This window comes from Exiguobacterium sp. s57, assembly GCF_018617685.1.
GTDB classification, from domain to species: Bacteria; Bacillota; Bacilli; order Exiguobacteriales; family Exiguobacteriaceae; genus Exiguobacterium; species Exiguobacterium marinum.
The window spans coordinates 1-13793 of sequence record NZ_JACSKR010000005.1 but is presented as its reverse complement, the minus strand read 5'-3'; the positions used below and the strand labels follow the sequence as shown (position 1 = coordinate 13793).

Genomic DNA, 13793 nt, shown 5'->3' with positions numbered 1-13793 from the left:
TAGAACAGGATATCGGCATTCCCTTTTTTTCGCATGAAAAAAAGGATGGGTTGACCCCATCCTTCAAATAATCTGTGTGAACGCTCGTGATCCGATATCGGTTCGGTGGAACGTTTCCGGTAAATCGAGTAGTGAGATTGCTTCATATACCACTGTCTTCGCTTCAAGTAGCGTCGGTCTCGTCGCAGTCACGATGAGTAAGCGACCGCCGTTTCCAATGACTTGATCGTCCTGCCTCACCGTACCGGCGTGGAAAACGAAGACGTCCTGTGGGAGTGATTCAAATCCCGATAGCACTTGACCCGTGATAGGGCGTTCCGGGTATCCCTTCGCCGCAATGACGACACCCATCGTATATCCGTCGCTCCACTCGATCGGATACGCCTCTTGACGAACGACCGCTTCAATCACGTCAAGGAGCGGCGATTTCAAGTTCGGCACGATGGCCTCTGTTTCCGGGTCACCGAAGCGCGCATTGAATTCGATGACTTTCGGTCCGTCAGATGTCAAGATAAGCCCGGCATACAAGAATCCCTCAAACGGGGTACCACGCTTGAACATCGTTTGTGCGAGCGGCTCTAACACCGTCTTCACCGCTTCTTGATACACATTCTCTACCAAATGAGGCATTGGGCTATAAGCACCCATCCCACCCGTATTCGGTCCCGCGTCGCCGTCATAGGCGCGTTTATGATCTTGAGAGGTAACCATCGGAATGACGTGCTCTCCCGAGACGAACGCCATGAGTGAAAATTCTTCCCCCTCGAGAAACTCTTCAATGACGACTTGTGATTGTTGCCCAAATTTATCCGTCGTGAAGATATCGCGAACCGCAGCTTCAGCTTCTTCCACAGTGAACGCAACCGTGACTCCTTTACCGGCTGCCAGTCCATCCGCCTTGACGACGAGGGGTGCCCCAAGCTTCTCGATATAGGCAAGCGCGGATGTCGCGTCCGTGAACGCCTGGTACGCTGCTGTCGGGATCCCGGCTTCCATCATGATTTCTTTTGCGAAAGCCTTGCTTCCCTCTAATAAGGCAGCGGCTTTCGTTGGTCCAAAGATGTTCAACCCTTTGTTGCGGAACGTGTCGACGACTCCTGCCATGAGCGATGACTCAGGTCCGACAATCGTCCATTCCATCTCTTTCTCTTCTGCAAAATGAACAAGCGCCTCAACGTCCGTTTCATTGATTGACACACACGTCATACCTTCCATGAAATCGTTGCCCGGTGCAACGAAGACGTTGTGCCCGTCTTGTTTCAACTTCCACGCGAGCGCATGCTCGCGTCCTCCTCGACCGATGACCAATACGTTCATGACGCGCACCCCTCTCAGTGTTTAAAGTGTCGAACTGACGTGAATACCATCGTGATTCCGTGTCGGTTCGCCGCTTCGATTGACTCTTCGTCACGAATCGACCCGCCTGGTTGGATGATGGCCGTGATTCCTGCAGCAGCTGCCGCTTCGACCGTATCGGCCATCGGGAAGAAGGCATCGCTCCCGAGAGCTGCGCCAGTCGCGCGTTCCCCGGCTTGTTCGAAGGCAATTTTTGCTGCGCCGACGCGGTTCATCTGTCCGGCACCGATTCCAATCGTCGTTTCATCTTTGGCGACGACAATGGCATTCGACTTGACGTGCTTGACGACACGCCATGCAAGTTTCAAGTCTTCCCATTCCGCTGCGGTCGGACGACGATCCGTCACGATTTGGCATGAGGCATCATCGAGTGTCATGTCATCCCCGTCTTGTACGAGCAATCCTCCGGCGACAGCCGTTAAGCGCATGCCTGTCATGTGTCCCATATCGAGCGTCAACAAACGAAGATTCTTCTTCTCTTTCAATCGGTCAAGTGCTGCCTCACTAAAGGAAGGAGCGATGATGATCTCTAAAAAGATGTTGCGAAGGGCATCAGCCGTCTCAAGATCGACTTCACGGTTCAAAGCGACGATTCCGCCAAAGATAGAGACCGGATCAGCGGCATGGGCGCGTTCGAACGCTTGAGAAATCGTCTGTCCGACCGCCACACCACATGGATTCATATGTTTCACGACGACCGCAGCCGGTTCATTCAACTCACTGAGTGCTTCAAGTGCTGCGTTCGTATCCTGAATGTTGTTATACGAGAGTTCTTTCCCGTGAAGCTGTGTCGCATTCGCAAGTGTCATGCCGTCGTATAATGGTGTCTTATAAAATGCAGCTTGTTGGTGCGGATTCTCACCGTAACGAAGGTCTTGTACTTTCTCATACGTAACCGTCAATTGCTCTGGGAACGTCTCCTCGATTTGACGACCTAAGTAGTCGGCAATCAACGCATCATAGGCAGCCGTATGACGGAACGCTTTCGTTGCGAGACGTTGACGCATCTCAAACGATGTACCGCCTCCACGCACTTCATCGGCGACAAGTGTGTAATCACTTGGGTCAACGACGACCGTGACGCTTGCATGGTTTTTCGCAGCCGAACGCAACATGCTCGGTCCACCGATATCGATATTTTCAATCGCTTCTTCATAGGTCGTGTTCTCTTTCGCAATCGTCTCTTTGAACGGATACAGATTGACGACGACATAGTCAATCGGTTCGATGTGATGATCTTTCATTTGGGAGACATGCGTATCAAGGTCGCGACGTCCGAGAAGTCCACCGTGAACGAGTGGGTGCAACGTCTTGACACGACCGTCTAACATCTCCGGGAACGATGTCACTTCCGAGATGTTTTTGACCGGTAATCCCGCCTGTTGGAGGGCTGCCTCGGTCCCACCTGTCGAGATGAGTTCGATGCCCGCCTCATGTAAGACGGTCGCTAGTTCAACAATGCCTGTTTTATCAGAAACACTTAATAATGCTCTCACTTGAAAACCTCCTGTTGATTCAACACTTGTTGTAATACGCGCGGATACAATTGATGTTCAATCGCTTGAATACGTCGTGTCGCTTCGGTGCGGTCGCACCCTTCAATATCGACGGATGCTTGTGCGATGATTGGACCCGTGTCCATCCCCGAATCCACATAATGAACGGTCGCACCACTTTTCGGTACGTTTGCGTCAAGCGCCTGACCGATTGCATCTTTCCCCGGAAACGCAGGTAAGAGTGAAGGATGAATATTTAAAATGTTGTTCGGATATGCGGATAGTAACACATTTCCAATCAAGCGCATATACCCCGCCAACACGATATAGTCCACTTGAAGCGAATTGAGAAGGACGAGGATTTCTTCCTCGAACTCCTCTTTGGACGCATACGACTTCGGTGTAAAGGAAAAGCTCGGGATGTTGTAACGTTCCGCACGTTCGAGAACCGTCGCTGCTGGTTTGTCCGTCACGAGCAACACACATTCGGCTGACAATTGTCCATCGACGATTGCCTGCCAAATCGCTTCGGCGTTACTCCCCGATCCTGACGCAAAGATGGCAAATCGTTTCATTGGTCCACTCCTGAGATTCGGATTCCTAGACGACTTTCGACTTTCCCGATTCGGTGCGCTGTCTCCCCGACACGTTCGAGCGCCGCTTCGATCAATTCCACATCTTCGGCACGTACCGTAATCATGTAACCGATTCCCATATTGAAGACGTTGAACATTTCCTGTTTCGAGATGTTTCCGACTTGTTCGAGCCAGTCGAATACAGGAAGGCTTGGCCAACTCGACGCATCAAACGTGATCCCAAGACCTTCCGGTAACATACGAGGGACATTCTCATAAAAGCCGCCGCCTGTGATGTGTGCCATTCCTTGAACTTTACCTGTCGAAATCGCCGCCTTCGCCGCTTCGGCGTAAATCCGTGTCGGGAGAAGCAAAGCGTTCCCAAGTGTCGTATCGAGCATCGCAATCTCATCCGTATAGTGGAGGCCTTGCGCTTCGACAATATGACGAACGAGGGAGAAACCGTTCGAATGGACACCGGAAGAAGCGAGTCCAAGGACAATGTCTCCCGCTTGAATCGTCGAACCGTCGAGCAAGTCTTCTTTCTCAACGACACCGACCGCAAATCCGGCGATATCGTATTCGCCATCCGTGTACATCCCTGGCATCTCAGCCGTTTCACCACCGACGAGGGCGCATCCCGCTTGGACACATCCTTCAGCGACACCGGCGACGATGCGCTCAAGCTTGGCCGGTTCTGCTTTTCCTGTCGCAATATAGTCGAGGAAATAGAGCGGTTCTGCTCCATGCACGAGACAATCGTTGACGCACATGGCGACACAATCGATTCCAATCGTATCATGCTGGTCGAGTGCGAACGCCAATTTCAGTTTCGTCCCGACCCCGTCGGTCCCGCTCACGAGAATCGGATGTTTCATGTTCATCGAACCGAGGTCAATCATCGCTCCGAAACTACCGAGACCGGTCATCACTTCCGGACGCATCGTCCGGGCGACATGACGTTTCATACGGGATACGGCCTCGTACCCTGCTTCTAAATTCACACCCGCTCGTTCATATCGAACGCTCATCGCTTTTCCCCCTTAAGCCTTTGTCTCTGTTACGAGTTCTGCAAGTTCAGTCGGATAAAGCCCCGTGAAACATGCAGCACACTGCCCGCGTAGTGCTCCTTCGAATGGACGATCGATGGCTTCGACCGTTCCATCCAATGTGAGGAACGCTAGTGAATCGGCACCAATCTCTTCTCTGATTTCTTCAATGGATTTGGTTGCCGCAATTAACTCTTCCTTAGTGGAAGTATCGATTCCGTAGTAACACGGATGTTTGATCGGTGGTGACGTGATGCGCACATGCACTTCCGTTGCGCCTGCCTCTCGGAGCAAAGTGACGATTCGGCGACTCGTCGTTCCACGGACGATGGAATCATCGACCATGATGACGCGTTTCCCGTTCACGACACCGCGTAACGCCGATAACTTCATCTTCACGCCGCGCTCCCGTAATTCCTGGGACGGTTGAATGAACGTCCGTCCGACGTAACGGTTTTTAATGAGTCCCATTTCGTACGGAATTCCGCTCGCCTCAGCGTAACCGATTGCCGCGGAAATACTCGAGTCCGGCACCCCCGTCACGACATCCGCTTCGACCGGTGCTTCTTCAAACATCTTTTTCCCCATGGCCTTACGTGCCGTATGCACATTGATGCCATCGATGATTGAGTCCGGTCGTGAGAAGTAGATGTATTCCATCGAACACATGGCACGGACCGCCGCTTCACTGAAGCGTTCAGACGTGATGCCATCATTCGTAATCATGAGCAATTCTCCTGGCTCAACATCCCGTACGTACGTCGCTCCCACGACGTCAAACGCACATGTCTCTGATGCGAAAACGTACGCCCCGTCTTCGGTTTGTCCGAGTGATAATGGACGTAACCCATGTACGTCAACTCCGACGTATAGCGCGTCTTCCGTCAAGAATAGAAAAGCGAACGCTCCAACGAGACGGGCCAAACTGTCGGCGATTCTTTCTTTTACCGAGTTGCCGCGACTCCGTTTGATGAGATGGGCTACGACTTCTGTGTCAGACGTCGTTTGGAAGATTGCCCCTTCCGCTTCGAGCATATGTTTCAACTCGTTCGCGTTCACGAGATTTCCGTTATGCGCCATCGCCAAATCTCCTGTCAACGACTTGAAATGAAGCGGTTGAACGTTCTCTAGCGTATTGCCGCCCGCCGTCGAGTAGCGGACGTGACCAATCGCATGATTTCCGGTGAGGGCATCGAGCGACGTCTCATCAAATACCTCGGTGACGAGACCAAGGCCTCGTTTCGCATGGAGACGCTCGCCGTCTGCCGTGACGATCCCCGTCCCTTCTTGACCACGATGCTGCAAACTGTGAAGTCCGTAATAGGCAAGGTGTGACGCTTCGATGTGACCGAACACACCGAAGACGCCGCACTCCTCATTCATGCCTCGGATGTCATATAACATGGAATAGCTCCTTCCCATACACGCTCCAACTCTTGCACGTCCATTTCAATCAAGCGGTCGCTTGTACGAAGGACAAGCGTTGCTGTCTCTGTGACCGTTCCGATTTCCGTCCCGTTTGTCATGCTCGCAAATGCCTCAGCTTGTGCCTTGTCGACGGTTACGAGGAAGCGTGACTGGGATTCACTGAATAATGCCGTCACAAGAACTGTGTCGATCGTCACGTCCATGCCGAGACCTGTTCCAAAGACCAGTTCTGGTAACGCTGCCGCAAGACCACCTTCTGACACATCGTGTGCCGCCGTGACAAGACCACCACGGATGGCTTGAAGTAATGCTTTCTGTGTGTGACGTTCTTCCTCAAGATCGAGTGTCGGCGCGTGGCCGCTCACTTTACCGTCTTGGAGCATTTGAAGGGCACTTCCGCCAAATTCCGCTTTCGTCTCACCGAGTAAGAAGACGACGTCTCCTGCTTGTTTCGCAAACGAAGTCGTGATGTGTTCCGGCTTCTCGATGAGCCCGACCATTCCGACGACCGGTGTCGGGTAGATGGCTTGCCCGTTCGATTCGTTATATAGCGATACGTTTCCACCGATGACAGGCGTATCGAGCGTACGGCAAGCTTCCGCCATCCCTTCAACGGCTTGGTCGAGCTGCCAGAACCCTTCCGGTTTATCTGGGCTTCCGAAGTTAAGGCAGTCCGTCAAGGCAAGTGGTTCCGCACCACTCGCGACGATATTACGTGCCGCCTCAGCGACAGCGATGGCCCCACCGACACGCGGGTCGAGATATACATATTTCGCGTTGCAGTCTGTCGTCATCGCGAGCGACTTCTCCGTCTCACGAATGCGAATGACCGCGGCATCACTGCCTGGTGCGACAACTGTCGACGTTTGCACCATGTGGTCGTATTGCTCATACACCCAACGTTTCGAGGCAATGCTCGGCATCGCAAGGACGTCTTTCCATGTCGCCATCACATCCTCGACGATCGGCTTGACGGGCTCCATCGCTTGGAAGGCTTCATAGTATGCCGGGACTTTAGAAGGTTTATGATAGACAGGAGCGTCTTCTGCGAGCGCGTCGACTGGTACCTCTGCTGCGACTTCTCCTTGATGAACGAGACGAAGTACTTTCTCTTCGATGACCTCGCCGACTTTGATCGCGTGAAGTCCCCACTTCGTGACGATCGCTTCAATCTCGTCTTCGTGACCTGCTTTGACGACGAGAAGCATCCGCTCTTGTGATTCGGATAGCATCATCTCGTAAGGCGTCATACCTGTCTCACGTTGGGGGACGAGGTCTAAGTTCATCTCAATCCCCATACCTGCTTTTGAGGCCATCTCCGCTGACGAAGAGGTCAATCCGGCTGCCCCCATGTCTTGAATCCCGACGAGCGCCGGGTGCTTGATGACTTCGAGACACGCTTCGATCAAGAGCTTCTCCATGAACGGGTCTCCGACTTGTACGGCTGGACGTTTCTCGTCTGCGTCTTCTCCGAGTTCTTCAGAAGCGAACGTGGCACCGTGGATTCCGTCACGTCCTGTCGTCGCTCCGACGTACATGACCGAGTTTCCGACACCTTCCGCGATTCCTTTTTGAATGTCTTCATGACGGATGAAGCCGACACACATCGCGTTGACGAGCGGGTTTCCGGAGTAGGCCGGGTCAAAGGCGACTTCTCCACCGACCGTCGGGATGCCGACACAGTTCCCGTATCCGGCAATGCCTGACACGACATGACCGAATAAATGTTTCACACGTGATTCGTTCAAATCTCCGAAACGGAGTGAGTTCAATAATGCAATCGGACGGGCGCCCATCGAAAAGATGTCACGGATGATTCCACCCACCCCAGTCGCAGCACCTTGATAAGGTTCAATTGCTGACGGGTGATTATGACTCTCGATTTTGAAGGCGACAGCTTGACCGTCTCCGATATCGACGATTCCTGCTCCTTCTCCCGGTCCTTGTAAAACGTGCTCGCCGGTTGTCGGAAACTTCCGGAGCACCGGTTTCGAGTTTTTGTACGAACAGTGTTCAGACCACATGACCGAGAAGAGGCCGATTTCTGTATAATTCGGTTCCCGGCCAAGCAGTGAGACGACGAGCGCGTATTCGTCGTCCGATAATCCCATCGTGGCATAGATCTTTTCATCACGGATTTGTGTAGCTGTCGGTTCAGTTGTAAGTAACATGTCGTGCCCCCCATTTTACGATTGACGTGAATAACCGTTTACCGTCTTCTACACCGAGCAACGCTTCGACCGCACGCTCCGGGTGTGGCATCATGCCGAGTACATTTCCTGCCTCATTCGTGATGCCGGCGATATTTTCGACCGATCCGTTCGGGTTCTCTTTGTACGTGAACGCGATCTGCCCATTTGCCTTTAATGTCTCAAGTGTCGCGTCGTCACAGTAGTAGTTCCCTTCCCCGTGTGCAATCGGGACACGAATCGTTTCCTGTGCCGCATACTCACTTGTGAACATCGTCTCGTTGTTTTCGACGACGAGGTCGACCGTCTTACACATGAATTTCAAATCACGGTTTCGCATCAATACACCTGGAAGTAACCCTGCTTCGACGAGTACTTGGAATCCGTTACATACTCCAAGCACCGGACGTCCTTCTTCAGCGAAACGCTTTACTTCAGCCATAATCGGTGAAAATTGGGCGATTGACCCGCAACGCAAGTAATCTCCATATGAGAATCCACCTGGTAGCAGGACCCCATCGAACCCTTCAAGTGACGTTTCTGTATGGAATACGTATTCTGCTTCTTCCCCGAGCACGTCTTTTACCGCGTGGTACATGTCGAGGTCACAGTTTGATCCTGGAAAGACGATGACCGCGAACTTCATGCGAGTACCCCCATCTCAATTTCATAATTCTCAATGACCGTATTGACGAGTAACTTCTCACACATTTCTTTGACCATGTCTTCTGTCGTGTCGTCCGCTACTTGAAGCTCGATGATTTTCCCGATGCGCACCGATTCAACGCCAGCGAATCCGAGATGTTCGAGTCCACCTTTCACGGCAACTCCTTGTGGGTCGAGTACACTTTCACGTAATGTCACATACACGTTTACTTTTTTCATTGTCCGTTTCCCCCTATGCGTGTTAACAATTGTCCATACGTTTCAGTCAAAGAACCTAAATCGCGACGAAATACGTCTTTATCGAGTTTTTGTTTCGTTTCTTGATCCCAGAGGCGGCACGTATCGGGTGAAATCTCATCCGCTAAGATAATCGTCCCATCCACTTTTCCGAACTCTAGTTTGAAATCGATCACGTCGATGCCGTGTTGACCGAAGAAATCGAGTAATACTTCGTTTACCCAAAGTCCGAGTTGTCGCAATGTTTCGACTTCTTTATGTGTAGCGACTTGCAACAATCGGATATGATCCTCTGTGAGGAGCGGGTCCCCAAGAGCATCGTCCTTATAATAGAACTCGACAATCGGTGCGAGGAGCGGCGCCCCTTCTTCCCAACCGAGACGTTTCGCCAGACTACCTGCCGCGACGTTGCGGACGACCACTTCTAACGGAATGATGTCGACACGGCGGACTAACTGTTCTCGTTCTGAGATTCGTTTAATGAAGTGCGTCGGAATCTTATTGTCATGCATTAATTCGAACAACTGCGTCGTGATGGCGTTGTTTAAAATCCCCTTCCCATCAATCGACTCCTTCTTCTCTCCATTGAATGCTGTCGCATCATCTTTGTAGTACACACGAAGCACACCCGCTTCTTCTGTCTCAAATAACGCTTTCGCCTTGCCTTCATAAATTGCTTTCATCTGAACCGTTCCCCCTTAAAAGTGAGAGGGGCATGTCGCCCCTCAACGATTACAAACCACAGCGTTCAAAAATTGTATCGACACGACGTACGTGATAACGCGGGTCGAACAACTCATCGAGCTCTTCACTCGTAAAGAGTGCGCCCATTTCTTTGTCCTCTTCAATCAATGTCCGGAACATCGTTTCTTCTTCCCACGCCTGCATCGCCTTCGGTTGAACCGCATCGTATGCAGCTTCACGACTCCAGCCCTTCTCGATGAGACCGAGTAGAATACGTTGCGAGAAGATGATTCCGAACGTACGGTCCATGTTGCGACGCATGTTGTCCGGGAAGACCGTCAAGTTCTTCACGATGTTACCAAAGCGATTCAACATGTAGTTGAGAAGAATCGTCGCATCCGGGATGATGATTCGTTCTGCTGATGAGTGCGAGATGTCACGCTCATGCCAGAGTGGAACATTCTCGTATGCTGTCATCATATGACCGCGAATGACACGCGCAAGTCCTGTCATATTCTCAGAACCGATCGGATTCCGTTTATGCGGCATCGCCGACGACCCTTTTTGTCCTTTAGCAAAGAACTCTTCCACTTCGCGCGTCTCGGTCTTTTGAAGTCCACGAATCTCGGTCGCCATCTTTTCAATCGATGTCGCGATCAATGCGAGCGTCGACATGTACTCGGCATGACGGTCACGTTGGAGTGTCTGTGTCGAGATTGGCGCAGCTTGGATGCCTAGCTTGTCACAGACGTATGATTCGATGAATGGGTCAATATTTGCGAACGTTCCGACCGCTCCGCTCATCTTCCCGAATTCAATCGTTTCGCGAGCTGCCATGAAGCGTTTTTTGTTCCGTTTCATCTCTTCATACCAGAGGGCGAGCTTCAAACCGAACGTGGTTGGTTCTGCATGCACGCCGTGGGTACGTCCCATCATGATGTCGTACTTATGTGCTTTCGCCTTTTCTGCGAGAATACCGATGAAGCGATCTAAATCGGCCTCTAAAAGATCATTCGCCTGTTTGATTAAGTACGAGAGTGCCGTGTCGACGACATCCGTCGATGTCAAGCCGTAATGCACCCACTTCTTCTCTTCTCCGAGCGTCTCGGAAACGGCACGAGTGAACGCGATCACATCATGACGTGTCTCTTGTTCAATCTCTAGAATGCGATCAACATCAAACGATGCCTTGTTCCAAAGGACTTGTACATCTTCTTTCGGGATGATGCCGAGTTCACTCCAAGCCTCGCAGGCATAAAGCTCAACTTTTAACCAGGCCTCGAATTTGTTTTGATCAGTCCAAATGTTTGCCATCTCTGGGCGGGTGTAGCGTGAAATCATAAAACGGTCTCCTTCCAAATTGCCAGTTGTTCGATGGTATGAAGCGCATCTTCGACCGTTTCACTAAGGACGTTCAAATGTCCCATTTTACGGCCTATCTTCGCCTCATCTTTTCCATACAGATGTAGTTTAACATTCGATGGCAATGCTTTGACATTGAGTCGTTGCATATGTTCGCCGAGAAGATTGACCATGACGACAGGCGTAGTCAATGTCGTTCGTCCGAGGCGCATTCCGGTCACGGCTCGAATGTGTTGTTCAAATTGTGAGGTCTCACAAGCGTCAATCGTGTAATGCCCGGAGTTGTGGGGACGCGGTGCGAGCTCATTCACATATAGACGTCCATCCGCCATGACGAACAGCTCGACGGCGAGCGTTCCCGTTAAACCGATATGATCGGCGAGTTGGAGTGCGAGGTGTCTCGCATCCTCTTGAATCTCATCAGTCACACGAGCCGGTACGATGGATAGATGTAGAATGCTGTTGTGATGAATATTTTCACTGATCGGGAACGTCGACGTTTCTTCTTCTCCTCGTGTCACGATGACCGAGATCTCTTTTTCAAACGGCAACCAGGCCTCAGCGACATATTCTTGTTCGACAAAGTGTTCAATGAACGCCTGAAGGTCTTGTTCCGATCGAATGACCGTCTGGCCTTTCCCGTCATAGCCGAAGCGACACGTTTTGATGACAAATGGGTAGCCGAGCTTTTCGTGTGCCTGCCGTACCTCTCGAACCGTACGAACCGAAACATATGGCGCCACACGTAGTCCTGCTGATTCAATCATCTGTTTTTCTAAGATGCGATGTTGCGTTGCCTTCAACACGTCCATACCTTGTGGACATTTCTCTTCGATGGCTGCAATCATTTCCGTGTCGATGTTTTCAAATTCATACGTCACAATGTCTGAACGGTCAGCGAGTTCTTTCGCGGCATTCACATCATCAAATGAAGCGATAATCGAATCCGCTACTTGTGCGGTCGGTGCATTCGGGTTCGGGTCTAGACAAAGCGTCGTGTATCCCATTGCACTCGCGCTGAGTGACATCATCCGTCCAAGCTGTCCTCCACCTAAAATGCCGATTCTCATTAGACCAGTTCCTCCGTTCCACGCATGGCCATCTCTTGTTTTTGCTCTCGAAACATTTCAAGTCGCTTCGTGATTTCTGCTGATTGGATACTGAGGATCTGAGCAGCGAGTAAACCGGCGTTCGTCGCACCTGCTTTACCGATGGCGACAGTCGCTACTGGGACGCCTGCAGGCATCTGTACAATCGACAGTAGCGAATCCATTCCATTGAGTGCTTTCGACTGAACTGGGACACCGATGACAGGAAGAGTCGTTTTTGCGGCGACCATCCCTGGAAGGTGAGCTGCCCCACCAGCACCCGCAATGATGACTTGAATACCTCTGCCTCGTGCCTCTTCCGCATATTCGAACATCAAGTCTGGTGTTCGATGGGCCGATACGACTTGCTTCTCGTATGGAATCTGTAACTCATCCAACATGTCACAAGTATGTTTCATCGTCTCCCAATCAGATGAACTACCCATGATGACGCCTACCACTTCGTTCATTCCACATGTCCCCCTTACAAAAAAGAAATCCCTAAACCGAGCAATCAGTTTAGGGTATAGGCATGACAAATACACGTCCGCTACACCCCATAGTCTGACCAGAGTCGGTGATCAGGTAGAAACTTGCAAGCCATTTCCTTGCGATTATATGGAGCACTATTCATTTTTCTTAACTCACACGCCTATCGTACCTTGTTCTTTGAAAACATGTCAATAAACTGCGAACATTTTAATTGTCTGAATATTTATCGTTCGCCTTTTGGATGTTATCAGTATAATCTTCTCCGCTAATGTATGCTATTGAAAAGGGGGAGTTAGATGAGTTACATAGCGAGTTTACGAGAAGTGATTGGGAACCGTCCAATCATCAGTGTCGGAGCGACCATTTTGGTCATCAATCAAAAACAAGAAGTACTGATGCAGCATAGATCGGATACACTCGATTGGGGTTTACCGGGAGGATCGATGGAACTCGGGGAAACGCTGGAAGAGGTCGCTGCACGAGAATTGAAAGAAGAAACCGGGCTTCTCGCTGAGCATTTCGAATTAATTCAGGTTTTTTCCGGTCAAGATGGTTACTTTAAATATCCGAATGGAGACGAGACATACGGTGTCATTCATTTATATCAGGCAAAAGGAGTACATGGAGAGCTCGTCATGGAAGATGGGGAAAGCTTGGCTCTTAAATACTTTAGTAAAGAGAATCTTCCTATAAAGATAGAAAAACGGGCTCAAACTTTATTGGATGTGCTTGGAGATCGATGCTTTGAACGCGAGCATTCGTTTTGATATGTAAAAAGCCGTCACACAATCTGTGTGACGGCTTGGCATTAGGATTCTTTAGAGACGCATTCAAATAAAATCGATTGATGGGAGTGGACAGGTACATCTTTGGCTCCCGTTTGCTCAAAGACGGGCTTTTCAATGCGGCGTATAGGACGATAACCCATTTCGTTGATTCGATCTAAACATTCACTGACCGTTTCATTTGGTTCGACATATACTTTGATCTTCTTAGCCATTTCTTAACGTCCTCTCTTCCACTAAGCTGAATCGATGATACGAAAAAACGGCGGCCCTTGAGCGAATGCTCCAGAACCACCGTTTGCCTGGCAACGTCCTATCCTCACAGGGGGAGATCCCCCAACTACTTTCGGCGCTGAGACGCTTAACTTCCGTGTTCGGCATGGGAA

General features: G+C 50.8%; 14 protein-coding genes, 1 rRNA gene and 1 riboswitch. Of the genes, 1 reads left to right on the top strand and 14 read right to left on the bottom strand.

Features of this window, described 5'->3' with window-relative positions:
* Positions 1 to 63: 63 nt before the first annotated feature.
* The 12 genes from purD to purE are packed head-to-tail and all read right to left on the bottom strand — an operon-like array spanning position 64 to position 12600.
* Positions 64 to 1317 carry a phosphoribosylamine--glycine ligase gene (gene purD, locus KNO98_RS11805; RefSeq protein ID WP_214701010.1) on the bottom strand — a complete coding sequence of 418 codons (1254 nt, stop codon included), beginning with the start codon at positions 1315 to 1317 and terminating at the stop codon, positions 64 to 66.
* 14 nt (positions 1318 to 1331) lie between these two features.
* The gene (purH, locus tag KNO98_RS11800) at positions 1332 to 2852 is read right to left on the bottom strand and encodes a bifunctional phosphoribosylaminoimidazolecarboxamide formyltransferase/IMP cyclohydrolase (protein WP_214701009.1); all 1521 of its coding nucleotides are present in this window, start codon (positions 2850 to 2852) and stop codon (positions 1332 to 1334) included.
* Complete coding sequence (gene purN, locus KNO98_RS11795) at positions 2849 to 3427, bottom strand: phosphoribosylglycinamide formyltransferase (protein WP_214701008.1); 579 nt, start codon at positions 3425 to 3427, stop codon at positions 2849 to 2851. The genes purH and purN overlap by 4 nt, the downstream gene beginning before the upstream one ends.
* Positions 3424 to 4458 (bottom strand): phosphoribosylformylglycinamidine cyclo-ligase, encoded by a 1035-nt coding sequence (gene purM / locus KNO98_RS11790; RefSeq protein WP_214701007.1) that lies wholly within the window; start codon positions 4456 to 4458, stop codon positions 3424 to 3426. Before purM ends, purN begins: the two co-directional genes overlap by 4 nt.
* Before the next feature lie 12 nt (positions 4459 to 4470).
* Positions 4471 to 5880 carry an amidophosphoribosyltransferase gene (gene purF, locus KNO98_RS11785; RefSeq protein WP_214701006.1) on the bottom strand — a complete coding sequence of 470 codons (1410 nt, stop codon included), beginning with the start codon at positions 5878 to 5880 and terminating at the stop codon, positions 4471 to 4473.
* Complete coding sequence (gene purL, locus KNO98_RS11780) at positions 5856 to 8075, bottom strand: phosphoribosylformylglycinamidine synthase subunit PurL (protein ID WP_214701005.1); 2220 nt, start codon at positions 8073 to 8075, stop codon at positions 5856 to 5858. Before purL ends, purF begins: the two co-directional genes overlap by 25 nt.
* The gene (purQ, locus tag KNO98_RS11775) at positions 8059 to 8739 is read right to left on the bottom strand and encodes a phosphoribosylformylglycinamidine synthase subunit PurQ (RefSeq protein ID WP_026826887.1); all 681 of its coding nucleotides are present in this window, start codon (positions 8737 to 8739) and stop codon (positions 8059 to 8061) included. Before purQ ends, purL begins: the two co-directional genes overlap by 17 nt.
* Positions 8736 to 8978 carry a phosphoribosylformylglycinamidine synthase subunit PurS gene (purS, locus tag KNO98_RS11770; RefSeq protein WP_026826888.1) on the bottom strand — a complete coding sequence of 81 codons (243 nt, stop codon included), beginning with the start codon at positions 8976 to 8978 and terminating at the stop codon, positions 8736 to 8738. Before purS ends, purQ begins: the two co-directional genes overlap by 4 nt.
* Positions 8975 to 9679 (bottom strand): phosphoribosylaminoimidazolesuccinocarboxamide synthase, encoded by a 705-nt coding sequence (gene purC, locus KNO98_RS11765; RefSeq protein ID WP_214701004.1) that lies wholly within the window; start codon positions 9677 to 9679, stop codon positions 8975 to 8977. Before purC ends, purS begins: the two co-directional genes overlap by 4 nt.
* A gap of 49 nt (positions 9680 to 9728) precedes the next feature.
* Entirely contained in the window at positions 9729 to 11021 is a 1293-nt protein-coding gene (gene purB / locus KNO98_RS11760; RefSeq protein WP_026826890.1) for an adenylosuccinate lyase, read from the bottom strand.
* Positions 11018 to 12112, bottom strand: a complete 1095-nt coding sequence (gene purK / locus KNO98_RS11755) for a 5-(carboxyamino)imidazole ribonucleotide synthase (protein ID WP_214701003.1) — start codon at positions 12110 to 12112, stop codon at positions 11018 to 11020. Before purK ends, purB begins: the two co-directional genes overlap by 4 nt.
* Positions 12112 to 12600 (bottom strand): 5-(carboxyamino)imidazole ribonucleotide mutase, encoded by a 489-nt coding sequence (gene purE / locus KNO98_RS11750; protein ID WP_214701001.1) that lies wholly within the window; start codon positions 12598 to 12600, stop codon positions 12112 to 12114. The genes purK and purE overlap by 1 nt, the downstream gene beginning before the upstream one ends.
* A gap of 70 nt (positions 12601 to 12670) precedes the next feature.
* Positions 12671 to 12772: riboswitch (purine riboswitch) on the bottom strand.
* Positions 12773 to 12918: 146 nt separating this feature from the next.
* Between purE and KNO98_RS11745 the strand changes: the two genes are divergently transcribed.
* Positions 12919 to 13389: an NUDIX hydrolase gene (locus tag KNO98_RS11745; protein WP_034771255.1), complete on the top strand. Its 471-nt coding sequence runs from the start codon at positions 12919 to 12921 to the stop codon at positions 13387 to 13389.
* A 41-nt stretch (positions 13390 to 13430) separates the two neighbouring features.
* On the opposite strand, the gene KNO98_RS11740 is transcribed toward KNO98_RS11745, so the two are convergent.
* Together KNO98_RS11740 and rrf are read right to left on the bottom strand one after the other, a co-directional pair.
* On the bottom strand, positions 13431 to 13622 hold the full coding sequence (locus KNO98_RS11740) for an NETI motif-containing protein (protein WP_026826893.1): 192 nt from the start codon (positions 13620 to 13622) through the stop codon (positions 13431 to 13433).
* An 85-nt stretch (positions 13623 to 13707) separates the two neighbouring features.
* Positions 13708 to 13793 (bottom strand): 5S ribosomal RNA (rrf, locus tag KNO98_RS11735); the annotation flags it as partial.

Bases quoted from the DNA above. Each gene is read 5' to 3' on its own strand.
- purD (WP_214701010.1), bottom strand. From the start codon at position 1,317: ATGAACGTATTGGTCATCGGTCGAGGAGGACGCGAGCATGCGCTCGCG.
- KNO98_RS11740 (WP_026826893.1), bottom strand. From the start codon at position 13,622: ATGGCTAAGAAGATCAAAGTATATGTCGAACCAAATGAAACGGTCAGT.
- purF (WP_214701006.1), bottom strand. From the start codon at position 5,880: ATGTTATATGACATCCGAGGCATGAATGAGGAGTGCGGCGTCTTCGGT.
- purB (WP_026826890.1), bottom strand. From the start codon at position 11,021: ATGATTTCACGCTACACCCGCCCAGAGATGGCAAACATTTGGACTGAT.
- purE (WP_214701001.1), bottom strand. From the start codon at position 12,600: ATGAACGAAGTGGTAGGCGTCATCATGGGTAGTTCATCTGATTGGGAG.
- purC (WP_214701004.1), bottom strand. From the start codon at position 9,679: ATGAAAGCAATTTATGAAGGCAAGGCGAAAGCGTTATTTGAGACAGAA.
- purM (WP_214701007.1), bottom strand. From the start codon at position 4,458: ATGAGCGTTCGATATGAACGAGCGGGTGTGAATTTAGAAGCAGGGTAC.
- purS (WP_026826888.1), bottom strand. From the start codon at position 8,978: ATGAAAAAAGTAAACGTGTATGTGACATTACGTGAAAGTGTACTCGAC.
- purN (WP_214701008.1), bottom strand. From the start codon at position 3,427: ATGAAACGATTTGCCATCTTTGCGTCAGGATCGGGGAGTAACGCCGAA.
- purL (WP_214701005.1), bottom strand. From the start codon at position 8,075: ATGTTACTTACAACTGAACCGACAGCTACACAAATCCGTGATGAAAAG.
- KNO98_RS11745 (WP_034771255.1), top strand. From the start codon at position 12,919: ATGAGTTACATAGCGAGTTTACGAGAAGTGATTGGGAACCGTCCAATC.
- purQ (WP_026826887.1), bottom strand. From the start codon at position 8,739: ATGAAGTTCGCGGTCATCGTCTTTCCAGGATCAAACTGTGACCTCGAC.
- purK (WP_214701003.1), bottom strand. From the start codon at position 12,112: ATGAGAATCGGCATTTTAGGTGGAGGACAGCTTGGACGGATGATGTCA.